This is a genomic window from Actinocrinis sp. (assembly GCF_035653575.1).
In the GTDB taxonomy this organism is placed as follows: Bacteria; Actinomycetota; Actinomycetes; order Streptomycetales; family Catenulisporaceae; genus Actinocrinis.
Genome location: NZ_DASRBQ010000107.1, coordinates 1 through 22608, shown reverse-complemented (window position 1 = coordinate 22608; position 22608 = coordinate 1). Strand labels below are relative to the sequence as shown.

20 protein-coding genes and 1 pseudogene are annotated in these 22608 nt (G+C 69.7%); 14 read left to right on the top strand and 7 right to left on the bottom strand.

Features of this window, described 5'->3' with window-relative positions:
• A pseudogene (locus VFA06_RS15060) lies at positions 1 to 247 on the bottom strand (hypothetical protein); the annotation flags it as partial.
• Between the two features lie 215 nt (positions 248 to 462).
• Here VFA06_RS15060 and purN point away from each other — a divergent pair.
• On the top strand, positions 463 to 1179 hold the full coding sequence (purN, locus tag VFA06_RS15055; protein ID WP_349260193.1) for a phosphoribosylglycinamide formyltransferase: 717 nt from the start codon (positions 463 to 465) through the stop codon (positions 1177 to 1179).
• Complete coding sequence (purH, locus tag VFA06_RS15050; protein ID WP_324841182.1) at positions 1176 to 2744, top strand: bifunctional phosphoribosylaminoimidazolecarboxamide formyltransferase/IMP cyclohydrolase; 1569 nt, start codon at positions 1176 to 1178, stop codon at positions 2742 to 2744. Before purN ends, purH begins: the two co-directional genes overlap by 4 nt.
• Positions 2745 to 2816: 72 nt before the next feature.
• On the opposite strand, the gene VFA06_RS15045 is transcribed toward purH, so the two are convergent.
• Positions 2817 to 3311, bottom strand: a complete 495-nt coding sequence (locus VFA06_RS15045) for a DUF4190 domain-containing protein (protein ID WP_324841181.1) — start codon at positions 3309 to 3311, stop codon at positions 2817 to 2819.
• A gap of 84 nt (positions 3312 to 3395) precedes the next feature.
• On the opposite strand from VFA06_RS15045, the gene VFA06_RS15040 reads away from it, so the two are divergent.
• Positions 3396 to 4247 (top strand): bifunctional methylenetetrahydrofolate dehydrogenase/methenyltetrahydrofolate cyclohydrolase, encoded by an 852-nt coding sequence (locus VFA06_RS15040; RefSeq protein WP_324841180.1) that lies wholly within the window; start codon positions 3396 to 3398, stop codon positions 4245 to 4247.
• 86 nt (positions 4248 to 4333) lie between these two features.
• Here VFA06_RS15040 and glgB read toward each other — a convergent pair whose 3' ends face one another.
• Together glgB and VFA06_RS15030 are read right to left on the bottom strand one after the other, a co-directional pair.
• Positions 4334 to 6916, bottom strand: a complete 2583-nt coding sequence (glgB, locus tag VFA06_RS15035) for a 1,4-alpha-glucan branching protein GlgB (protein WP_414639898.1) — start codon at positions 6914 to 6916, stop codon at positions 4334 to 4336.
• 122 nt (positions 6917 to 7038) lie between these two features.
• Complete coding sequence (locus tag VFA06_RS15030; protein WP_324841178.1) at positions 7039 to 7290, bottom strand: hypothetical protein; 252 nt, start codon at positions 7288 to 7290, stop codon at positions 7039 to 7041.
• A 311-nt stretch (positions 7291 to 7601) separates the two neighbouring features.
• Here VFA06_RS15030 and VFA06_RS15025 point away from each other — a divergent pair, with 311 nt between their 5' ends.
• From VFA06_RS15025 to VFA06_RS15005, 5 genes are all read left to right on the top strand, one after another.
• Complete coding sequence (locus VFA06_RS15025; protein WP_324841177.1) at positions 7602 to 7910, top strand: DUF3017 domain-containing protein; 309 nt, start codon at positions 7602 to 7604, stop codon at positions 7908 to 7910.
• Between the two features lie 144 nt (positions 7911 to 8054).
• Positions 8055 to 9272 carry an NADP-dependent isocitrate dehydrogenase gene (locus VFA06_RS15020; RefSeq protein ID WP_324841176.1) on the top strand — a complete coding sequence of 406 codons (1218 nt, stop codon included), beginning with the start codon at positions 8055 to 8057 and terminating at the stop codon, positions 9270 to 9272.
• A 298-nt stretch (positions 9273 to 9570) separates the two neighbouring features.
• A complete protein-coding gene (locus VFA06_RS15015; RefSeq protein WP_324841175.1) occupies positions 9571 to 10560 on the top strand; it encodes a malate dehydrogenase in 990 nt (329 codons plus the stop codon).
• Between the two features lie 83 nt (positions 10561 to 10643).
• Positions 10644 to 12338 (top strand): DUF885 domain-containing protein, encoded by a 1695-nt coding sequence (locus VFA06_RS15010; protein ID WP_324841174.1) that lies wholly within the window; start codon positions 10644 to 10646, stop codon positions 12336 to 12338.
• 194 nt (positions 12339 to 12532) lie between these two features.
• Positions 12533 to 12940, top strand: coding sequence for a cellulose binding domain-containing protein (locus VFA06_RS15005; RefSeq protein WP_324841173.1), 408 nt, complete (start codon positions 12533 to 12535; stop codon positions 12938 to 12940).
• Positions 12941 to 12958: 18 nt separating this feature from the next.
• Here VFA06_RS15005 and VFA06_RS15000 read toward each other — a convergent pair whose 3' ends face one another.
• Positions 12959 to 13396: an Lrp/AsnC family transcriptional regulator gene (locus VFA06_RS15000; protein WP_324841172.1), complete on the bottom strand. Its 438-nt coding sequence runs from the start codon at positions 13394 to 13396 to the stop codon at positions 12959 to 12961.
• Between the two features lie 226 nt (positions 13397 to 13622).
• On the opposite strand from VFA06_RS15000, the gene VFA06_RS14995 reads away from it, so the two are divergent.
• From VFA06_RS14995 to VFA06_RS14975, 5 genes are all read left to right on the top strand, one after another.
• Complete coding sequence (locus tag VFA06_RS14995) at positions 13623 to 14987, top strand: hemolysin family protein (RefSeq protein WP_324841171.1); 1365 nt, start codon at positions 13623 to 13625, stop codon at positions 14985 to 14987.
• A gap of 33 nt (positions 14988 to 15020) precedes the next feature.
• Positions 15021 to 16103, top strand: a complete 1083-nt coding sequence (trpS, locus tag VFA06_RS14990; RefSeq protein WP_324841170.1) for a tryptophan--tRNA ligase — start codon at positions 15021 to 15023, stop codon at positions 16101 to 16103.
• Entirely contained in the window at positions 16100 to 16630 is a 531-nt protein-coding gene (locus tag VFA06_RS14985; RefSeq protein ID WP_324841169.1) for a 2'-5' RNA ligase family protein, read from the top strand. Before trpS ends, VFA06_RS14985 begins: the two co-directional genes overlap by 4 nt.
• Positions 16631 to 16692: 62 nt before the next feature.
• Positions 16693 to 17634, top strand: coding sequence for a YihY/virulence factor BrkB family protein (locus VFA06_RS14980; protein WP_324841168.1), 942 nt, complete (start codon positions 16693 to 16695; stop codon positions 17632 to 17634).
• A gap of 41 nt (positions 17635 to 17675) precedes the next feature.
• Positions 17676 to 18191 carry a GrpB family protein gene (locus VFA06_RS14975; protein WP_324841167.1) on the top strand — a complete coding sequence of 172 codons (516 nt, stop codon included), beginning with the start codon at positions 17676 to 17678 and terminating at the stop codon, positions 18189 to 18191.
• Here VFA06_RS14975 and VFA06_RS14970 read toward each other — a convergent pair.
• Complete coding sequence (locus VFA06_RS14970) at positions 18178 to 19182, bottom strand: ATP-binding protein (protein ID WP_324841166.1); 1005 nt, start codon at positions 19180 to 19182, stop codon at positions 18178 to 18180. The genes VFA06_RS14975 and VFA06_RS14970 overlap by 14 nt on opposite strands.
• Positions 19183 to 19334: 152 nt before the next feature.
• A complete protein-coding gene (locus VFA06_RS14965; protein ID WP_324841165.1) occupies positions 19335 to 21224 on the bottom strand; it encodes a sigma-70 family RNA polymerase sigma factor in 1890 nt (629 codons plus the stop codon).
• 246 nt (positions 21225 to 21470) lie between these two features.
• Between VFA06_RS14965 and VFA06_RS14960 the strand changes: the two genes are divergently transcribed.
• Positions 21471 to 22475, top strand: a complete 1005-nt coding sequence (locus VFA06_RS14960) for a thaumatin family protein (protein ID WP_324841164.1) — start codon at positions 21471 to 21473, stop codon at positions 22473 to 22475.
• Positions 22476 to 22608: the final 133 nt, after the last annotated feature.

The window sequence follows — 22608 nt, the reverse complement described above, 5'->3', positions numbered from 1 at the left end:
GCACCGGGAGGTTCTGCCCACGCTCTTCTTGCTGGGCGCCGCCCTGCTCTTGTTGGGCACTGCCTTGTCGGGCACCGCCTTGCTGAGCAGCGTGCTCCTGCCGCTCGGGCGATCCCTCGGGTTGCGCCTGCTGACCCGCTTGGACCTGTGTCCCTTGTGCCGCCCGCGCGGCGTCGCGGCCGCTGTCCGACGACGGTCCGCCGCTCTCGTTGTCGGGCTTGTCCTGACGGGCAGGGGCGTCGGTCACAGTGTTCGGCTCCGTAGTGACGGGAGAATGTGCGGTGCGCCGCTACCGTATCGCTGGCCGAGGTAGCGCATGGCTTGAATTGGTCTCCTCACCGTACCGCTAGCTATCGTTGGCCACATCCCGCTGGTCCGGCCCACGGCCCGGCCGCCGGGCGACTCAACTCCACACTGACCTGAAAGGACGCCGCGGTCGTGGCTTCCCCAACTCAGCAGTCAATCGCTCCCTCCCATTATCCGCCCCCGCGCTCGCGCGCGGCGCGCCTCGTCGTGCTGGTTTCCGGCAGCGGCACCAACCTTCAAGCCCTGCTCGACGCCGCGGCGGATCCGGCGTACGGCGCGACGGTCGTCGCGGTCGGCGCGGACCGGGACGGCATCCTGGCCCTCAAGCGCGCCGAGGACGCGGGCGTGCCCACGTTCGTGTGCCGGGTGAAGGACCACCCGGACCGGGCGGCCTGGGACCGCGCTTTGCGTGACGAGATCCGACGGCACGCCCCCGACCTGGTCGTCTTGGCTGGCTTCATGAAGCTGGTCGGCCCGGACTTCCTGGCCGAGTTCGACGGCCGGATCGTCAACACCCATCCCGCCCTGCTGCCCTCGTTCCCGGGCATGCACGGCGCTCGCGACGCCCTCGCCTACGGCGTCAAGGTCACCGGCTGCACGCTCTTCGTCGTCGCCGCGGGCGTCGACGACGGGCCGATCATCGCCCAGGCCGCGGTCCCGGTCGAGGACGGCGATGACGAAGAGAGCCTGCACGAGCGGATCAAGGTCGCCGAGCGGCGGCTGCTCGTCGAGCAGGTCGGCCGGATGGCGCGCGAGGGCTGGACCATCCTGCCCGCCCCGGCCGCCGCGCCGGCCCCGGCTTCCGCCCCCTCTTCCTCCCCCACCACCCCTGGCAGCACCCCTCTCGGCAATCGGAAGGTGACGATCCCGTGAGCACCCAGCTCCCCATCCGTCGCGCGCTGGTCAGCGTGTACGACAAGACCGGACTCGAGGAGCTCGCGCGGGGGCTGCACGCCGCCGGGGTCTCCCTCGTCTCCACAGGCAGCACGGCGGCGCGGATCGCCGCCGCCGGCGTCCCGGTGACCGAGGTCGCCGAGCTGACCGGCTTCCCCGAGTGCCTCGACGGCCGGGTCAAGACCCTGCACCCGAAGGTGCACGCCGGCATCCTGGCCGACCGCCGCCTGCCCGAGCACGTGCGGCAGCTCGACGAGCTCGGCATCGAGCCCTTCGACCTGGTCGTGTCGAACCTCTACCCGTTCACCCAGACCGTGGCCTCGGGCGCGCAGCCGGACGAGTGCGTCGAGCAGATCGACATCGGCGGACCGTCGATGGTGCGCGCCGCCGCGAAGAACCACCCGAGCGTCGCGATCGTGGTGGACCCGGCGCGTTACCCGGACGTGCTGGCCGCGGTCGAGGGCGGCGGCTTCACCCTCGAGCAGCGCAAGCGGCTGGCCGCCGAGGCCTTCGCGCACACCGCCGCGTACGACGCCGCCGTCGCGTCCTGGTTCGCCTCCTCGTACGCGCCGGCCGACGAGTCTCCGTTCCCTGACTTCGTCGCCGCGACCTACAAGCGCTCCGCGCTGCTGCGCTACGGCGAGAACCCGCACCAGGCCGCGGCGCTCTACACCGGCGGCGGCGCGGCGGACAGCGACAGCCTCGCCAACGCGGAGCAGTTGCATGGCAAGGAGATGTCCTTCAACAACTACGTGGACACCGACGCGGCCCTGCGCGCGGCCTACGACTTCGCAGAGCCCTGTGTCGCGATCATCAAGCATGCCAACCCCTGCGGCATCGCGGTATCCGTGTCAGGCGACATCGCCGAAGCACACCGCAAGGCGCACGCCTGCGACCCGGTCTCCGCGTTCGGCGGCGTGATCGCGGCCAACCGGCCGGTCTCCGCCGAGATGGCCCGCCAGGTGGCCGAGGTGTTCACCGAGGTCATCGTCGCCCCGGACTACGAGGACGGCGCGGTGGAGATCCTGTCCGCGAAGAAGAACATCAGGCTGCTGCGCACCTCGGCCAGCGCCCGGCGGGCCACCGACTTCCGCCAGATCTGCGGCGGCATGCTGCTGCAGGCCGGGGACAACTTCCAGGCGCCCGGCGACGACCCGGCGAGCTGGAAGCTGGCGGCCGGTCCGGCCGCCGACCCCGAGACGCTGGCCGACCTGGCCTTCGCCTGGCGCGCGGTGCGCTCGGTCAAGTCGAACGCGATCCTGCTCGCCACCGGCGGCGCGGCGGTCGGCGTGGGCATGGGCCAGGTCAACCGGGTCGACTCGGCCAGGCTCGCGGTCTCAAGGGCCGGGGAGCGCGCGGCCGGTTCGGTGGCGGCGTCGGACGCTTTCTTCCCGTTCTCAGACGGTCTGGAGATCCTGATCCAGGCCGGAGTCAAGGCCGTGGTGCAGCCCGGCGGATCGGTGCGTGACGCCGAATCGCTCGCGGTCGCCGAGGCGGCCGGAGTGACTATGTACCTGACCGGTACCCGCCACTTCGCACACTGACAAAGGGACCGAACGAAACCGCGGCGGCGAGCTTTCCGGCTCGCCGCCGCGGTCGCGTCAGCGGATCGCGAGTCAGTTGAAGAAGCTGTTGTTCATACACCTGTCCACCTGCGAGACGCCGGTGTTGGGATCGGGCGTCGAGTCCTGCTGTGAGCAGTGCGCCGCTGTGGTGAACAACCACACCAGGAAAACAACCTCGACGACGTTGACGACGATGCCCACGATCGAGGTGACCAGCCCGGCGATCGCCATGCCCTTGCCGCCGCCGATACCCCGCTTGACCTTGCGCAGCGCGATGATCGAGAAAACCAGGCCGACGATCCCGATGACGCCGCCGATGTAGAAGATCGACGTGCACAGACCCACGATGCCGAGCACCATGCCGGTGATCGCCAGGCCGGTGGGCAGCTCGGCGGCCATGGGCATCATCGGGTACGGATATGGATACCCGTACGGTGCGAACCCGGCATTCGGTGGCGGATAGCCCGGACCGGTCTGGTAGGGCGCGTCCATCGACGGCGGCGCCGCGAAGGGCGGCGGGGGTATCGATTCGGACGACTCTGACACGGTTCCCCCTGCTGGCTGCGGCTGGTAGTACGGACGCGTACTCGGCGCGCGAGTCTACCCGTCGCATCTGCGAGAATGGTCATCATGACGGCGACGATTCTGGACGGCTGGCTGACCGCGGAGGAGATCCGCCAGGACCTGGCCAAGCGGGTGCAGGCGCTGGCCGAGCGCGGCATCGTGCCCGGCCTCGGCACGCTCCTGGTCGGCGACGACCCCGGATCGCACGCCTACGTGAACATGAAGCACCGCGACTGCGCCAAGGTCGGCATCCACTCGATCGACCGGCGCCTTCCGGCGAACGCCACGCAGCAGGACGTCGAGGCGGCCGTCGCCGAGCTCAACGCCGACCCGGCCTGCCACGCCTACCTCGTGCAGCTGCCGCTGCCCAAGGGGCTCGACGAGTTCCGCGTGCTGGAGCGGGTCGATCAGGCCAAGGACGCGGACGGCCTGCATCCGCTCAGCCTCGGCAAGCTGGTGCTCGGCGAGCCGACTCCGCTGCCCTGCACGCCCTACGGGATCGTGGTGCTGCTCCGCCGCTTCGGGGTGGAGCTCAACGGCGCGGAGGTCGTGGTGGTCGGCCGCGGCATCACGGTCGGCCGGCCGCTCGGCCTGATCCTGACCCGCAAGTCGGAGAACTCGACCGTCACGCTGTGCCACACCGGCACCCGCGACCTGGCCGCGCACACCCGCCGCGCCGACATCATCGTCGCCGCCGCCGGGGTGCCCGGCATCATCAAGCCGGACATGGTCAAGCCGGGCGCCGCGGTCCTCGATGTCGGTGTCTCGCACGTCGACGGCAAGCTCACCGGCGACGTCGCCCCCGGCGTCGAGCAGGTCGCCGGCTTCGTCTCACCGAACCCCGGCGGCGTCGGCCCGATGACCCGCGCGCAGCTGCTCACGAACGTCGTCGAGGCCGCCGAGCGCACGCTGCTGTAGAAAGAACCGCTGGTACGGCTACCCGCGGCAGTCTGTGCTGCCGCGGGTAGCCATACTGTTGAGCGTCGCTGCGGTGGTCTGGCTATCTACTGCTTGGTGCTGCGCTTCGGCTCGACGACTTCCGGTACCTCGACCGCCGCGGCCTCGGTGGTGATCGGCTCGGCGCGCAGCCCCGGCTCCGAGGCGACCGGCTCCTCGCGCATACCCGGGATCGCGTCGCCGACCAGCTCGGTCTCGGCGACCGCTTCCGCACTGGCCCCCGCGATGGCCTCGGCCTCGGCGACCACCTCGGTCTCGGCCTGCTCCGCCTCTTCGAGCGCCGCCGGCTCCTCGATCGGCCGCGGCTCCAGCCACAGCGCGCCGAGGGGCGGAACCCGCAGCACCGCGCGCGCCGGCCAGCCGTCCTGGCCCTCGTCGATCGCGTAGACCTGGCCGAAGTTGCCCACGCCCGAGCCGCCGTACTGCTCGGCGTCGGTGTTGAGCACTTCGGACCAGACCTGCGCCCGATCGGTGCTCAGCGGCAGCGGCAGCGAGTAGCCCTCCCAGGGCACGCCCGCGAAGTTCACCACACACACCAGCGGGCGCCCGTCGTAGGCCCACCGCACGAACGCGAACACGTTGTGGTCGCTGTCGTTCGCGGCCAGCCAGGAGAAGCCGTTGCCCGAGGTATCCTGCTCCCACAGCGCCGGACGCGCCCGATAGGCCGCGTTGAGGTCCTGGACCAGCCGGAAGACGCCGCGGTGCGCCGGGTTGTCCAGCAGCCACCAGTCCAGCCCGGCCTGCTCGGACCACTCCGCGTCCTGGGCGAACTCGCAGCCGGAGAAGATCAGCTGCTTGCCCGGATGCGACCACATGAATGCCAGGTAGGCGCGCACGTTCGCCAGCTGCTGCCAGCGGTCACCCGGCATCTTGCGCAGCAGCGAGCCCTTCCCGTGCACCACCTCGTCGTGGCTGATCGGCAGGATGAAGTTCTCGGTGAACGCGTACACCAGCGAGAAGGTCATCCGGTTGTGGTGCCAGCTGCGGTTGATCGGCGCCTCGGCCATGTAGCCGAGCGAGTCGTGCATCCAGCCCATGTTCCACTTGAAGCCGAAGCCGAGGCCGTCCTGATCGGTCGGCCGGGTCACCCCGGGCCAGGCGGTGGACTCCTCGGCGCTCACCGTCACGCCGGGCACCCGCTTGTACACGGTCGCGGTCAGCTCCTGCAGGAAGGAGACCGCCTCCAGGTTCTCGCGGCCGCCGTAGGCGTTCGGGTGCCACTGCCCCTCTTCGCGGGAGTAGTCGAGGTAGAGCATCGACGCGACCGCGTCCACGCGCAGCCCGTCGACATGCATCTCCTCGCACCAGAACAGCGCCGAGGCGACCAGGAAGTTGCGCACCTCGCGGCGGCCGAAGTCGAAGACCAGGGTGCCCCAGTCCGGGTGCTCGCCGCGCCAGGGGTCCGGGTGCTCGTAGAGCGGGGTGCCGTCGAACTCGGCCAGCGCCCAGGCGTCCTTCGGGAAGTGCGCCGGAACCCAGTCGATGATGACGCCGATCCCGGCCCGGTGCAGCGCGTCGATCAGGAACCTGAACTCGTCCGGGCTGCCGAGCCGCGCGGTCGGCGCGAAGTACGAGGAGACCTGGTAGCCCCACGAGCCGCCGAAGGGGTGCTCGGTCGGCGGAAGGAACTCGACATGGGTGAATCCGAGCTCGTTGAGATAGTCGGGCAGCTGCTCCGCGAGGCCGCGGTAGTCAAGACCCGGCCGCCACGAGGCCAGGTGCAGCTCGTAGACCGACATGGGGGAGCGGTACGGATCCCACTTCGCGCGCTGCTCGAGCCACTCGCCGTCGGTCCACTCGAAGTGCGACTCGTCCACGATCGAGGCGTTCGCCGGCGGCATCTCGCATCGGCGGGCCAGCGGATCGGCCTTCTGCCGCCACACCCCGTCGCGGCCGAGGATCTCGTACTTGTACCTGGCGCCCACTTCCACGCCGGGCACGAACAGCTCCCACACTCCGCTCGAACCCATCGAGCGCATCGGGTGGCTCGTGCCGTTCCAGTAGTTGAAGTCGCCCACCACGCGCACGCCGCGCGCGTTCGGCGCCCACACGGCGAACGAGGTTCCGGTCGGCGGGTCGAACGGCGAGTCCGCCGGCGACTCGAACCGGCGCACCCGCGAACCGAGCACCTCCCACAGCTGCTCGTGCCGGCCCTCGCCGATCAGGTGCAGGTCGATCTCGCCGAGCGTGGGAAGGAAGCGGTACGGATCGTCGAGCGTGACGGTCGCGTCGCCGTACCCGACTTCGAGCCGGTAGTCGCCCAGGGCGAGCGGCAGCACCGCGGCGAACAGCCCCTCGCCCTCGGCGATCAGTTCGTATCGCTCGCCCCCGGCGGTCAGCACGGTCACGGTCTCGGCGAACGGTCGCAGCACGCGTACCAGCGTGCCTTCAGACTGTGTGTCCTTGGAGAGCGGATGCGCGCCGAGCAGCCGGTGCGGATCGTGCACGGCCCCGTCAAGCAGAGCCCTGCGTTCTTCGTCCGCGATCGGCGCCGCAGGCGTGGCACCGCGGGCAGGCGCGGTGTCGGCGGCGGGAGAAGCCGCGTCGGTTCCGTCGTTCTCGTAGGAGCGGCCCCCGCCGCCGTTGTCGCCTGCCCGGCCTGCGATCCGCTTGTCGTCCCGCACGGTCAAAGCGCCCACGTCCCTGTCTCGTTCGAGCGGTCCCTCGAAGGCCCGTTTCTCCGTTTTCCACGATGCCATGCGCGGCAGTCGGGTGACGGGCGACTCGCTGTGCCGTGGGCGCTGGCGGTGCGTCAGGCGACCAGGTGGTCCAGCACGCCGCTCTTCACGTCCGCGACCAAGGCGGACAGCTGCGCTAGCGACATCTGTACCCGCTGACCGAAGTCGTCGGCAAGCACGACCCGACGTTCTTCGTCGGCGCCGTGGTCGAGGAAGAGCTCGGGGCAGCCGCAGCTGCAGTTGCCGCAGAAGATGGCCACGGACTCCAGAACGGGGGAGGAGGGGACGGAGGGCGTAGCCGGGGAAGCAGTCGGTTCGATCATCATCGCCTCGCGCTGTATGAACGGGGAATCGGGCTAGGGGAACAGCGATCCGTGGCCAGTTTGGAGCCTAAAGTCTGGACAACCCCACAGCTACGGGCCAATCGGGGTGTTTTCGATCATTCCGCTGCTTCCGCGCGCTCCGCCGCTGCTCCTTCACCACGCCGGGGGTGATCCGGCCCGGTGCGCCGCGCCTGCTTCGGCCGCGCGCCGCCCGCCGCGCCGCGCTCCGGTGAGCGTCGCCGAGCCCTGTCACGCCCCGCACGCTTGTCGGTCGGCGGCTGTGTGGAGCGGCTCGCCATGGTTTAGTGGTCTGCATGGAAGTCGCCTCCCGTCGCGACGGCGCCTCGATCGGCCGCACGTTGCGCGCCGTCGCGGTCGAGTGGCCGTTCGCCGTCGTCTTCACCACCGCGGCGATCGCGGTCATCGTGGTCTCGCTCGGCGCGCTCAAGCACGGGCTGACCCTGCTCGCCGTGGCGCTGCTGCTCGGCTCCGCGCTGCGCTTCGTGCTCTCCCCGGCCCGCGCCGGCCTGCTCGCGGTGCGCCGCCGCGGCGTGGACGTGGTGACGATGGCGCTGCTCGGGGTGCTGCTGCTGGTGGCCGCGCTGTTCGCGGACACCGTCTGAGCTGGGCCGCCGCGGCGCCCGCGCGATCCCCGCGGCCCCGGTTACGACCTGGTTTCGCCCACACCGCACGACCGGGGTAGGCTCAGCCCCGACAAACTATCTTGACGCCAAGATAATCACCGTCGTGCGAGAAGGACCGTCACCATGCCCAAGATCAAGGTAGCCAACCCGGTCGTCGAACTCGACGGCGACGAGATGACCCGGATCATCTGGCAGTTCATCAAGGACTCGCTGATCCTGCCCTACCTCGACGTCGACCTGAAGTACTACGACCTCGGCATCGAGCACCGCGACGCCACCGACGACCAGGTCACCATCGACGCCGCGAACGCGATCAAGCAGTACGGCGTGGGCGTCAAGTGCGCCACCATCACCCCGGACGAGGCGCGGGTGGAGGAGTTCGGCCTGAAGAAGATGTGGAAGTCGCCGAACGGCACCATCCGCAACATCCTCGGCGGCGTCATCTTCCGCGAGCCGATCATCATGAGCAACGTGCCGCGCCTGGTGCCCAGCTGGACCAAGCCGATCGTGATCGGCCGTCACGCCTTCGGCGACCAGTACCGGGCCACCGACCTCAAGGTCCCCGGCGCGGGCACGCTGACCCTGACCTTCACCCCGCAGGACGGCTCCGAGCCGATCGAGCTGAACGTCTTCGACTTCCCCGGCTCCGGCGTGGCGCTGGCCATGTACAACCTCGACGAGTCCATCCGGGACTTCGCCCGCGCCTCGATGCGCTACGGCCTGGACCGCAACTACCCGGTGTACCTCTCGACGAAGAACACGATCCTCAAGGGCTACGACGGCCGCTTCAAGGACATCTTCCAGGAGGTGTTCGAGACCGAGTTCAAGGCCGACTTCGAGGCCGCCGGGATCACCTACGAGCACCGGCTGATCGACGACATGGTCGCCAGCGCGCTCAAGTGGGAGGGCGGCTACGTCTGGGCGTGCAAGAACTACGACGGCGACGTGCAGTCCGACACGGTGGCCCAGGGCTTCGGCTCGCTCGGCCTGATGACCAGCGTGCTGATGACCCCGGACGGCCGCACGGTGGAGGCCGAGGCCGCGCACGGCACGGTGACCCGTCACTTCCGCCAGCACCAGCAGGGCAAGGCGACCTCCACCAACCCGATCGCCTCGATCTACGCCTGGACCCGGGGCCTCGCGCACCGCGGCAAGCTGGACAACACCCCCGAGGTCACCGCGTTCGCCGAGGCGCTCGAGCGGGTGTGCGTCAGCACCGTCGAGAGCGGCCAGATGACCAAGGACCTCGCGCTGCTGATCGCCCCGGACGCCCCGTGGCTGACCACGCAGGACTTCCTCGGCACGCTGGACGAGAACCTGAAGAAGGCCCTCGCCGCCTAATGGTGTTTTGTTCCGCGCTTCGAGTCGGCAGGGGCGGCGGCGCAGGGTTCGCGACGAGAGGCGGCCGCGCCGAGCGGCGCGAAGCCTACAGCCGCCTAAAGCCCCTGCCGACTCGAAGCGCGACCAGACGCTTGTCGTGCTTCTCACAGCCGGGTCGGCCCGCCGCCGCGCGGGTCGGCCCGGCCGCAGGAGTAGCGTTTCTCGCAGGTATCCAGAACCGTTAGACCCTTCCTATCGGCCCAGACAACGTCGTCTTCGGTGTCGGCGCCTGTCGGCACCGCAGGCGCAGGAGAACGCAATGACCCGCACCCCCGTCAACGTCACGGTCACCGGCGCCGCCGGGCAGATCGGCTACTCGCTGCTGTTCCGGATCGCCGCCGGCGACCTGCTCGGGCCGGACGTCCCGGTCAAGCTGCGGCTGCTGGAGATCCCGCAGGCCGTCAAGGCGGCCGAGGGCGTCGCCATGGAACTGGACGACAGCGCCTTCCCGCTGCTGGCCGGGATCGACATCTTCGACAACCCCACCGAGGGCTTCGCCGGGGCGAACGTCGCACTGCTGGTCGGCGCGCGGCCGCGCACCGCCGGGATGGAGCGCGGCGACCTGCTTTCGGCCAACGGCGGCATCTTCAAGCCGCAGGGCGAGGCGATCAACGCCGGCGCCGCCGACGACATCAGGGTCCTGGTCGTCGGCAACCCGGCCAACACCAACGCGCTGATCGCCGCCAGCCACGCGCCCGACGTGCCCAAGTCCCGGTTCACCGCGATGACCCGGCTCGATCACAACCGCGCCATCGCGCAGATCGCGAAGAAGGCCGGCGTGCCGGTCACCGAGATCAGCAACGTGACGATCTGGGGCAACCACTCGGCCACGCAGTACCCGGACCTGTTCAACGCCAAGATCTCCGGCAAGAACGCCGCCGAGTACATCAGCGACCAGCAGTGGCTGGAGAGCTCCTTCATCCCGACCGTGGCCAAGCGCGGCGCCGCGATCATCGAGGCGCGCGGCTCCTCCTCCGCGGCCTCCGCCGCCTCGGCCGCCCTCGACCACGTCTTCACCTGGTTCAACGGCACCGCCGAGGGCGACTGGACCTCGATGGGCGTGGTCTCCGACGGCTCCTACGGCGTGCCCGAGGGCCTGGTCTCCTCCTTCCCGGTGACCACCCGGAACGGTGAATTCGAGATCGTCCAGGGCCTGGAGATCAACGAGTTCTCCCGCGCCCGCATCGACGCCTCCGTCAAGGAGCTGGCCGACGAGCGCGACGCGGTCCGCGAGCTCGGCCTGATCTGACCGTAGGGTTTTCCCTCGCCGTCGCCGACTGTCCGGGAAATTGAGCAGCCGCTCCCGGGCAGTCGGCGCTAGCGTGCGGTCACATGAGCAACATCGATGAGATCGCGGACGGGTACGTCGAGCGCGCCGCGGCGCTCAACCCGCTGGAGGCCACCTACGCCGGCATCCCCGGGTACGACGACCGCATGTCCGACCTGAGCCCCGACGGCTTCCGCGCCCGGGTCGAGCTGGATCGCGCCACCATCGCCGCGCTGCGCGCCGAAACCGCGGACGACGAGAACGAGCAGGTTGCCAAGGACGCGATGCTGGAACGCCTCGGCCTGGCCGTCGAGTTCTACGACGCCGGCGAGGCCACCAGCGATCTCAATGTGCTGGCAAGCCCGCTGCAGGCGGTGCGCCAGGTCTTCGACCTCATGCCGATCGAGGGCGAAGAGGCGCAGCGCAACCTCGCGCGACGGATGGCGGCCGTGCCGGACGCGTACGCGGGGCTGCGCCGCACGCTGCTGGAGTCGGCGAAGATCGGGCACGTCGCGGCGCGGCGCCAGGTCATCGAGTGCGCAAAGCAGTGTGCTGAGTGGTCCGGTCAGTCCTCCGCCGCGGCCGCGCAGGACGACGAGTCCGCGGGCGCCGGTTTCTACGCCGGCCTCGTCGCACGCACCGGAGCCGAGGGCGCGCTGCGCGCCGAGCTGGACCGGGCGGCGCAGGCGGCGCGGGCCGCGACCGCCGAGTTCGGGACCTTCCTCGAAACCGAGCTGCTGCCCTTCGCCCCCGAGCAGGACGCGGTCGGCCATGACCGCTACGCGCTCGCCTCCCGCTACTTCCTCGGCGCGGCCGTGGACCTGGACGACGCGTACGCCTGGGGCTGGTCCGAGGTCAAGCGGCTGGAAGCGGAGATGAACCGCGTCGCCGGGCTCATCGTGCCGGGCGGCAGCGTGGATGACGCCGTGGCCGCCCTGGACGCCGAACCCGGCCGCAAGATCGCCGGAAAGGCGGCCTTCCGCGACTGGATGCAGGAGTTGGCCGACCGCACCATCGCCGACCTGCATGGCCGGCACTTCGACATCCCGGAGCCGGCCCGGCGCATCGAGTGCATGATCGCCCCGACCAGCGAAGGCGGGATCTACTACACCGCGCCTAGCGAGGACTTCACCCGGCCGGGCCGGATGTGGTGGGCGGTGGCCGACGGCGTCGAGGAGTTCTCGACCTGGCGCGAGGTCACCACGGTCTACCACGAGGGCGTCCCCGGCCATCACCTCCAGGTCGCGCAGGCCGTCTACCAGCGCGAGAAGCTCAACCGCTGGCGCCGGGTGATGTGCTGGGTGTCCGGGCACGGCGAGGGCTGGGCGCTGTACTCCGAGCGGCTGATGGAAGAACTCGGATACCTGGAGGACCCGGGCAACCTGCTCGGCATGCTCGACGGGCAGATGCTGCGCGCCGCGCGGGTCGTCGTCGATCTCGGCGTCCACCTGCAACTGCCGATTCCGGCGGGCACCGGCTGGCACGAGGGCGAGACCTGGAACGCCGAGCTGGCCTGGGAGTTCCTGCGCGCCCACGTCCGCGTCGGCGACGAGATGCTGCGCTTCGAGCTCAACCGCTACCTCGGCTGGCCCGGCCAGGCGCCCTCCTACAAGCTGGGCGAGCGGATCTGGCTTCAGGCCCGGGAGGACGCGAAGGCGCGCAAGGGCGCGGCGTTCGACCTCAAGGAGTTCCACAGCCAGGCGCTCGCGCTCGGCAGCCTCGGCCTCGACCCGCTCCAGGCGGCGCTGGCCCGGCTGTAGTCACGCGGCAGGCGCCGCCCGCGCGTACTCGCGTCTTTCACGGTTTTCACGCGCCGCGCCCGGCATCAGCAGCGAATCAGAGCTCGATGTCAGGCGCGGCGTTGCCGTGCGCATACTCCGGACGTACCTTGCGACCAGCCGCGCGGGCCCGCGCGGCTACCAAGCGATCTGCCGCCGGACAACGGAGAACTCTGATGCGCAAACGGGGCGCTGCGCTCGCTGCCGGATCACTTCTACTCGGCCTTGGACTGGTGCCGATGACCGCGGCGACGAGCGCCGCCGCGACTCTTTCCTGCACCGCGACCGCGACCTATTCGGCCGCCTGGAACAACGGCTTCGTGTTCGAGGTGCTGGTCACCAACACCGGGACCGAGTCCTTCAACACCTGGGTCGTCACCTTCGACATGCCGCCCGGCTACGTCGTCGATTCTGTCTGGAACGGGCAGGAGACCCAGACCGGACAACACGTGATCGTCCGCGGCGGAGGGCCCGGCTACAACATCGCGCCTGGCAGCTCGGTCCTGGCCTTCGGCGGCATCGCCCAAGGCGTCCCCGAAGGCGGCTTCACAAACATCACCTGCACACCGGGCGTCGTTCTTTAGCGCTAGGGCGGGTCCGAACTACCGCCGGTCGATGAGTCGGGAGAGCACCAGCACCGACTTGGTCTGCTGCACGAAGGGCGCCATGCGCACCCGCTCGAGCACCGTCTCCAAATGCGCGGTGTCCCGGGTGCGCAGGTGCAGCAGCGCGTCCGCCTCGCCGGTCACCGTGTAGGCCGCGATGATCTCCGGATTGTCGGACATGGCCGCGCGGATGGTCTCCGGCGAGGTGCGACCGGTGCAGTACAGCTCGACGAACGCCTCCGTGGTCCAGCCCAGCGCGGCCGGATCGACCAGCGCGGTGAACCCGGTGATCAGGCCCTCGGCGCGCAGCCGGTCCACCCGCCGCTTCACGGCCGGCGCGGACAGCCCCACCTGCGTGCCGATGTCGGCGTAAGCGGAGCGGGCGTCACGCAGCAGGCAGCCGATGATCTGCTCGTCCGTCTCGTCCGTTCGCATTCGGGGATTTTAAGGCCCATGGAGAATTCATTGCCGTTTCCGGGATCGCACCAGGAAATCCCGGTACGGCCCGCACGCTGCCGGATCGCTAGACTTTTCCCATGGGCACAAGCACCCACCCACCGGGCGACCTGGACCCGGGCGCGCATAGACCGGCGTGCGCGCCACCGCGCAGGCTCCGGCGCGACCGCGCCCCGGAGCGAAGCAGGCAGGTGCAGCGCACGCCGTGAACCCGACCGTAGTCTCCTGTCTCGTCGTCCTCGCGCTGATCCTGATCGAGGCCCTGTTCGTGGCCTCCGAGATCGCACTCGTCTCGCTGCGTGAGGGGCAACTCCAGACGCTCGCCGCCTCCGGCAGGCGCGGCGGCATCGTCGCGCGCCTGGTCCGCGACCCCAACCGGTTCCTGGCCACCGTGCAGATCGGCGTCACGCTCACCGCGCTGCTCTCCTCCGCGTACGGCGCGACGACCCTGTCCGAGAGCGCCAAGCGCGCGCTTATGCGGGCCGGGCTCGGCTCCGGCCTGGCCGGCTTCGTCGGCCTGGTCGGCGTGACGATGATCATCTCGTTCATCACGCTGGTGATCGGCGAGCTCGCGCCCAAGCGACTCGCCCTGCAACGCGCCGAGTCCACCGCGAAAGCCGTCGCGCCCTTCCTGCAGGGCATGGCGCGGATCTGCCGGCCGGTGATCTGGCTGCTCTCCGTGTGCACCGACGGCGTCGTGCGGCTCTTCGGCGGCGACCCGAATGTCGGCCGCGAGCAGGTCAGCGAGGCGGAGCTGCGTCAGCTCGTCGCCTCGGCCGACACCCTCAGCACGGACGAGCGGCGGCTGATCGACGAGGTCTTCGGGGCCGGCGACCGGCAGCTGCGCGAGGTGCTGGTCCCGCGCACCGAGGTGGTCTTCCTCGACGGTGCGATACCGCTGGAGGAGGCCGCCGCGCAGATCGGCCGCCGACCGCACTCCCGCTATCCGGTGACTGACGGATCGTCGGACAACATCGTCGGCTTCGTTCACGTGCGCGACCTGCTCGCCCTGGACGCCCGCGACCGCGCCCGGCGCGTGGCCGACCTGACCCGCCCGGTGATATTCCTGCCGGAGACCAAGCACGTGCTCTCGGCGCTCTCCGAGATGCGCCGCGACTCCTTCCACCTGGCGATCGTGCTCGACGAGTACGGCGGCACCGCCGGCATCGTGACGCTGGAAGACCTCGTCGAGGAGGTCATCGGCGACATCCGCGACGAGTACGACGTGGCCCGCGCCCGCGTGACCAGGCTGCGCAACGGCGATCTCGAACTCGACGGCCTGATCAACCTCGACGACTTCCACGACGAGACCGGCGTCGAGCTCACCGACGGACCCTACGAGACTCTGGCGGGATACATCGTGGCCCGCCTCGGCCGGCTGCCCGCGGTCGGCGACCAGGTGGCCTTCGACGGCCTGCGGCTGACCGTGCACGCGATGGACGGCCGCCGCATCGCCCGAGTCCGGCTCACCCGTACCGAGCCGGCATCCGAACCGCTGCCGGAACGGGCCCCCGAATCAGCCCCCGAGCGCGCCGCCGAGGCCGCCCAGGGGGCGCGTAAAGAGGGGTGAAGCGCCGTGTCGGCGTCTGCGACAATGGAGCGCATGTCGTCCGATCAGTCGCCTCAGTCGCAGACCGCCGCGCCGGCCGCCCGACCCCGGGTGTTCAGCGGCATCCAGCCCACGTCCGGCTCGTTCCACCTCGGCAACTATCTGGGCGCGGTCCGCAACTGGGTGGCCATGCAGGACGACTACGACGCGCTGTACTGCGTCGTCGACCTGCACGCGATCACGGTCGAGCAGGACCCCGCGGCGCTGCGCCGAAGCAGCCAGGTCGCCGCGGCGCAGCTGCTTGCCGCCGGTCTCGACCCGCAGCGCTGCACTCTGTTCGTACAGAGCCACGTGCCGGAACACTCGCAGCTGGCCTGGGTGATGAACTGCATCACCGGGTTCGGCGAGGCCTCCCGGATGACCCAGTTCAAGGACAAGTCGGCCAGGCACGGCGTCGGCGCGGCCACCGTCGGCCTGTTCACCTACCCGATGCTGATGGCCGCCGACATCCTGCTCTACCAGGCAGATTACGTCCCGGTCGGCGAGGACCAGCGCCAGCACCTGGAGCTGAGCCGCGACCTGGCGCAGCGCTTCAACAGCCGTTACGGCCAGACCTTCGTCGTCCCGAAGCCGCACATCATCAAGGGCACCGCGAAGATCCTCGACCTGCAGGACCCGACGTCGAAGATGTCGAAGTCCGCCGAGTCCGATGCCGGCCTGATCGAGCTGCTGGCCGACCCGAAGGTCAACGCGAAGAAGATCAAGTCCGCGGTCACCGACGCCGAGCGGGAGATCCGCTTCGACGAGGAGAAGAAGCCCGGCATCTCGAACCTGCTGACCATCTTCAGCGCGCTGGACGGCCGCAGCATCGAGGAACTGGAGCGCGCCTATGTGGGCCACGGCTACGGCGACCTGAAGAAGGACCTGGCCGAGCTGGTCGTCAGCACCTTCGGCGCGTTCAAGGAGCGCACCGAGGCGATCCTGGCCGAGCCGGACAAGCTGGACGCGATCTTCGCCGAGGGCGCAGAACGGGCGCGCGCTCTGGCGGCTCCGACCCTGGCTGCTACTTATGACCGCATGGGTTTCCTGCCCGCCACCCCAGCCGCCTCGCGATCGGCTAACGTGCTGACTCGATGAGTACGATCGGCATACTCCTGGCGATCCCCGAACCGTACGACGGCGAGCTGCGCGCGCGCCGCCGCGCCTACGGGGATCCGCAGGCCGAGATAGTGCCGATGCACGTGACCCTGCTGCCGCCGACCGAGGTGGACCCGCGGGTGGCGGAGCAGGTCGAGGAGCACCTGGCCGCGATCGCCGCGCGCGGCCGGCCGTTCACCATGCGGCTGCGTGGCACCGGCACCTTCCGTCCGGTCTCCCAGGTCGTCTTCCTGCGGGTCGAACGCGGCCTGCTGGAGTGCATCGAGCTGGAGGCCCAGGTGCGCGCCGGGGTGCTGGAGCGGGCGCTGCAGTTCCCGTACCACCCGCACGTGACCGTCGCGCACGACCTGGGCGACGCCGCCCTGGACGCGGCGCAGGCCGACCTGGCCGACTACGAAGCCGAGTTCGAGATATCCGGCTTCGGCCTCTACCAGCTGGAGCCGGAAGGGATGTGGCGCGCCGTGCGCACCTTTCCCTTTCCTTCCGTGGTGCGCGCCGCCGCCTGAGCGTGCCACTGCCTGAGCGCGCCACTGCCGGACATCCCGCCGCGCCCCGCTAACCTTGGCGCGTGGCGGTCGGCGGCATCAACACGCGAATCAGGGCGCTGTTCGGAACGTTGCACGTCGGCTCACGCGTCAAGGCGCGTGTCAGCCCATGGATCGACCGCGCCGAGCGCACCACCGCCGGACGAGCCTTCACCCGCTACCGCACCCAGCGCGGTAGCCGCCTGGCCGCGGCGATCACCTACTCGGCCTTCCTCTCCCTCTTCCCGCTGCTCGCGGTCAGCGTCGCGATCACGGCCGCGCTGCTCGGCAACTCAGGCATCGAGCATCTGCGCGACCGCATCGAGAACAACGTCCCCGGGCTCGCCGACAAGCTGCCGCTGGACGGCGTCGTCAGCAACGCGGCCACCATCGGCGTGGTCGGCGGCCTGCTGCTGGTGTGGACCGGCCTGTCCTGGGTGAACGCGGCCCGCGGCTGCCTGCGCACGATCTGGGAGGTCGAGGACATGCCCGGCGGGTTCGCCGGCCGGAAGCTGGCCGACCTCGGGTCGCTGATCGGCCTCGGGCTCACGGTGGTGGTCTCGCTCGCCGCGTCGGCCGCGACCTCCGCACTCGCCAGCAGCGTGCTGCGCCACCTCGGCATCGCGGACACGCCACCGGCGCGCGTCTTCCTGTGGCTGCTCGGCACAGCAGTCGGCCTGATCGCGTCCACGCTCATGTTCGCCTACTTACTCGCCGGGATCCCGCGCCTGCGCATCCCGCGGGCCTTGCTGCTGCACACCTCGCTGGTGGCGGCGATCCTGTTCGAAGTCACCAAGCGCCTGGTGGGCGCGTACCTTGACCGGGTCGCAGGCAAGACGCTGTACGGCGCGTTCGGCGTCCCGGTCGCGGTGCTGCTGTGGCTCGACATCACGTTCCAGGTGCTGCTGTTCCTGTCGGCATGGACCGCGATCCGCACGCTGGACCGGCCGGCCACGCAGGCGCAGGGCTCGGCGTCCGACGTCTGACCGGCCGACCCCCGAAGTTCCAGCCGTGAGATCCTTCAGTCGTGCCGATTACCGTCGCCCCTTACGACCCCGACTGGCCGCGCCGCTTCGAAGCCGAGCGCGCACTGCTTGAGCCCCTGCTCGCGCCCTGGCTGGTCGACGGCGTGCACCACATCGGTTCGACCGCGATTCCCGGCCTGTCAGCTAAGCCGATCATCGACATGATGGCCGGCATTCGGGACCTTTCAGCGGCCGAGGCCGCGATTCCTGTGCTCGAAGAGCACGGATACCGCCACGCCCCGCACCGCCCGGAAGCGCTTTGGTTCCACAAGCCGCAGAGCGAGGCTCATGCCGAGCGCACCCACCACCTGCACCTGACCGAACGAGGCAGCGCCCTCTGGCGTGAACGGCTGACCTTCCGCGACGCCCTACGCGCCGACACCGCGCTGCGCGACGAATACCAAGCGCTCAAGCTGCGGCTTGCCGGCGCCCACGGCGACGACGTGAAGGCGTACACCGCCGACAAGCGCGCCTTTGTCGTGCGAGTGCTCGCAGCGCACGGCGTCACGCTCCGCTAACGACCGCCACGTGACCCACCAACGAGAAATCCGGGTCGATCTGCGTCGTGACGTCCTTACCGACCGCGCTATTGGCCCAGCGGTGCGCGTTCTTCACGTGGAAGTGATGCGCGAGCTCGGTGTACCGCGCCCAATCCTTCGGTACCTCGTCGACGCGCCGCTGAAGGTCCGCCAGAAGCGTCCGGTTCTCGGGCTCCAACTGCTCCAGCGAGATCCGCTCGCCGCGCTCCTGTGCCCGCACGGCCCGAGAGAAGGTCAGCCCGCCGATCAGCGCGTCGCCGATCTCACCGCGGAGGAAGGCGAGGTCGCCCGGCTCGGTGATCTTGTTGCCGACCGCGTGGACCACGATGCCGTACTCGTCGGCGTACTCGCGGTACTGGCGATAGACGGACACGCTCTTGCGGGTCGGCTCGACGACGAGGAACGTAGCGTCGAAGCGGGTGAACAGGCCGGAGGCGAACGCGTCCGCGCCGGCCGTCATGTCCATGACCACGTACTCGCCCGGCCCGTCGATCAGATGATTGAGATACAGCTCGGCCGCCCCGACCTTCGAGTGGTAGCACGCGACGCCGAGGTCTGACTCGTCGAAGACACCGGTCACCATGAGCCGGACGCCCGCGAGGTCGGCGATGGAGTGTTCGTCGATGGTGCGGGAGAAGTCGTACGTGCACCAGTCGTCCAGCGGCGAGGCGGAGCCGAAGCGCAGCAGGCGCGAGCCACTGCCGGGCGTCGTCGTCTTCACCATTTCGGCGGCGGAGGGGATGCGCGGGTTGTCGCCGCGCAGGTAGTCCTTGATTTCGTCGGTGAAGCGGCTCAGCGGCGGGACGCCGGCCGCGGTGCGCTCGTCGAGTCCCAGTGCGGTGCCAAGGTGCTGATTGATGTCCGCGTCGATGGCGAGCACCGGAGCGGAGGCGGCCGCAAGGTGCCGGATGAACAGCGAGGAGAGGGTGGTCTTACCGCTGCCGCCCTTGCCGACGAAGGCGATCCGCATGGCGCGCTCCGAGCCTGAGGTTTCCAGAAATGGTTTTCAAGTCCAAGAACGGATCTCAGTCTGCCAGGGGCAGCGCCGCGGCCGTCAAATCCCAGTCCGCCTTCTGGGTGTCCGCCGTGCCCGACCTCGCGCCGCCTTGTGCATAGATGCGCTCACCCTCCGGCGGCCGCCTCGAAGGCGCGCCCCTCCGCCGTGACCGCCGGTCCGCTGCGAAACAGCCCGGAACTCGCGGCGGTGTCGGAGGCGGGTAAGGCGAACCAGGCGTATCGCTGAAGGTAGGGCAGCGAGGTCAGCATCTGCGCCGAGGCGGTGATGAACGCGGACTGCTGCTGATCAGTGGGGAAGGTCGTGCCGTGAGAGAAGTCGATGAGCGCGTACTCGGTCAGCCAGATCGGCTTGTGGTAGCGCTCATAGACCGCCTGTATATAGGCCTTGAGCTGGCTCACGGCGTCGGGCGCGTTGAAGTCAGATCCGTACCAATGGAGGGTGATGAAGTCGACCCGGTAGCCGCGGGCGTTGGCACCGGTCATGAACCGGTCCAGCCAGCCGCCCGGTGTCGCCGCGCCGGTCGCGACCGCCGGACTGCCGAGGATCCGGCCCGCCGACTCGAGTTGCGGCCAGAGCGACAAGGCCTGATCGACCGTCATGTTCGACTGGGCCGACATGTCCGGCTCGTTGAAACCGAGCAGGTATGGACCCGCGGCTTTGGCTTGTGCCAGGTTCGCGGCGGTGACCGAGCCGGGTCCCCAGATCATCGGCACGAACCCGACGCGCGCAGGTGCGCTGATCCCGGAATGCCCGGTCGACCAGGTGTAGTACCAGTCCGCGGTCGACTGCGCCAAGGCCGAATCGACTCCGTTGAAGGTCCACACGCTGACACCCTTCTTGCCCGCTGGAGTCGTCACCGGCGGCGCCCCGGCCGCGACCGCAGACGGTGTGGCTGACGCGGACGGAGTCGGCCGCGCCGTGCTTGGGGTGGGGGAGGGCGTGGAGGCCGCGGCTTTGGGCGATTCCGAGATACCCGCGGCCGCGTGGACGGGTCGGACCGCAGGGGCGCTCGGTTGAAGGGCAAGGAACGTGCCCACCGCGGCTCCGACGGTGACCGTGACAACGGTGGTTGTCAGCAGGCCGCTGGAATGGACATGCGGCAGTAGCGACCGCAGGCGTCTGGCCACGACTCTGCGCGCACCGCGCACACTTGCCGCGTGCGCCGCTGCCACGGAGTGATGCGCGCCAGCCATGCTGCGGGTTACCGAGGCGTCCCAGCGCTGCGTAAGGGCGAGAGGAACAGGCAGCAATGGCAGTGCACGCACAAGGTCTTGCACCGGGTACAGGTCGCCGATGACCTCGTAGCAGGCGTCGCAGTCGCGTATATGTCGGGCGACGCGCTTGCGCCAGAGCGGATCCGGCTCGCCGTCCCAGCCGTGGACCAATGAGCGCAGTCGCATACAGCCTGGGTACGCCTGCAGCGCCTTAACCACCATGCACGCGGTCTGCATCTGTTGCTGCATACGCAGAATCCGCACCGCGGTGTGCTTGAGGGAGAGCCCGAGAGTCGAGGCCAGGTCGTTGCGCTCCAACTCGCCGAGCTGCTCAAGCCACCACAACGCGAACAGCGCACGATGGTCCGGATCGAGCCACCGGGCGGCGGCCGCGACGACCTTGCGCCGCTCCGCCAGACCCAGGTTGTGGAGTCCCGCGGCGACGAAGTCCGAGTCGGGGTCGGCCACTTCGGCGACCGTGTCGAGGGCCGAGTTGTGCACGTACTGCTTACGTCGCGCCTGCTCGCGATCGCGCACTTGCCGTACGGCGATGGCCACCAACCAGGAGCGGAAGGCCTCCGGCTCGCGCAGGTTGCTCAACCCCCGCACGACGCGCAGCAGCGTCTCCTGAACGACGTCGTCCACATCGGCATGGCCGTCGAGCGCCCGCCCGACGATGTTGTAGACCAGCGGGAGGGCATCGGCGAGCAGCGCATCGAGCGCGCCGGCGTCGCCATCGCGAGCGGCCGAGACCAGTGCCGGGTCCGGGTTCCTCCGCATCCGGATGCGTATGTTTCTCCAGGCTCCCTCGTCGCCGCCCACAGGACTCACCCACATGTCTACATAAGCCGAATCTCCGCTGCTGACATACAGGAGACGTGGCGACCCTCTCGCGACTACACAAATCTCCGCAACGATTCCGGCGATTTCTGTAGTCCGCCCGCCGCCGAAGCGTCTCCGGTGCGTACCGACCCGATCGGGCCGCCCGGCTCAGGCGGCGTCGACAGAACAGCATGGGACGCGCTCATGGAACGCAGAAGGCAAAGACCGCGGCGCAGGCCGTGGCCGAAGGGCAGAGGGACGATCGCGCTCGTCGCGCTGGTCATCGTGGGAACCACCGTGCTCTGGCTGACCATCCCCGGCTCCGAGCGCGCGCGCACCGGTGCGAGCGCGCCTATCGCTGCGGCTTCGACTGGCACTCCATCCTCGGCCGTGCCCGTCATCACCTCCGCATCGCCGACTGCCACCCCCAGCGCCTCGGCGACACCCTCACCCAGCGCGTCACACACTGCTGCAGCGAGCGCTCCAGCCGCCGCGCAAGCCGCCGTCCCGGCCGGCTACCGGCAGATCACCCTGGTGAACGCGGTCAACCAGACGATCTGGGCTGCCACCAACCAGAACGCGCAGCACCCCATCCCGGTCACCGGCTGGAGGCTCGCACCCGGCCAGAGCGTGACCTTCACCGTCCCGCCGGGCTGGGGCGGACGGGTGTGGGGCCGCACCGGCTGCTCCTTCAACGCCGCGGGCAACGGCCACTGCCAGACCGGCGATTGCGGCGGCGTCCTGCAGTGTCAGGGCAGCGGCGCCACACCCGCGACCCTCGCCGAGCTGACCTTCGATTCCTTCGACGGCCTGGATTTCTACGACGTCAGCCTCGTCGACGGCTCCAACCTGCCGATGTACATCAACACGACCCACCGTGCGGACGCCGATCCGATCAGCCAGACGGGCTGTTATAAGGGCGCGTGCACGACCGCGGTCAACTGCCCGGCCGCCATGCAGGTCAAGGCAGGTGGACAGGTCGTCGCGTGCGAAACCGCCTGCGCCGCCTTCGGCACCGACGACTACTGCTGTCGAGGCGCCTGGGCCGGGCGGCAGAACTGCGACCCGGCGAAATGGCCGGTGGACTACGCCAAGCTGGTGTTCAAGGACGCCGAGCCATACGCATACTCGTACGCCTACGACGACTCGGCGACCATGGCCTGCAAAGGCGGCTGCAACTACCGCATCACCTTCGGCATCACGCCCTAGCGCGGGGTCCAGCAGCTCAGAGCTCTGATCCAGTGCTGATCCAGCTGGTCCGATCTCGCGCCTGCCGGGAGGAATCGCATGGCTCGTAGACGCTTGGCTCGCAGACGGCGCCGCCCCAGGCAACTCCGGTCGA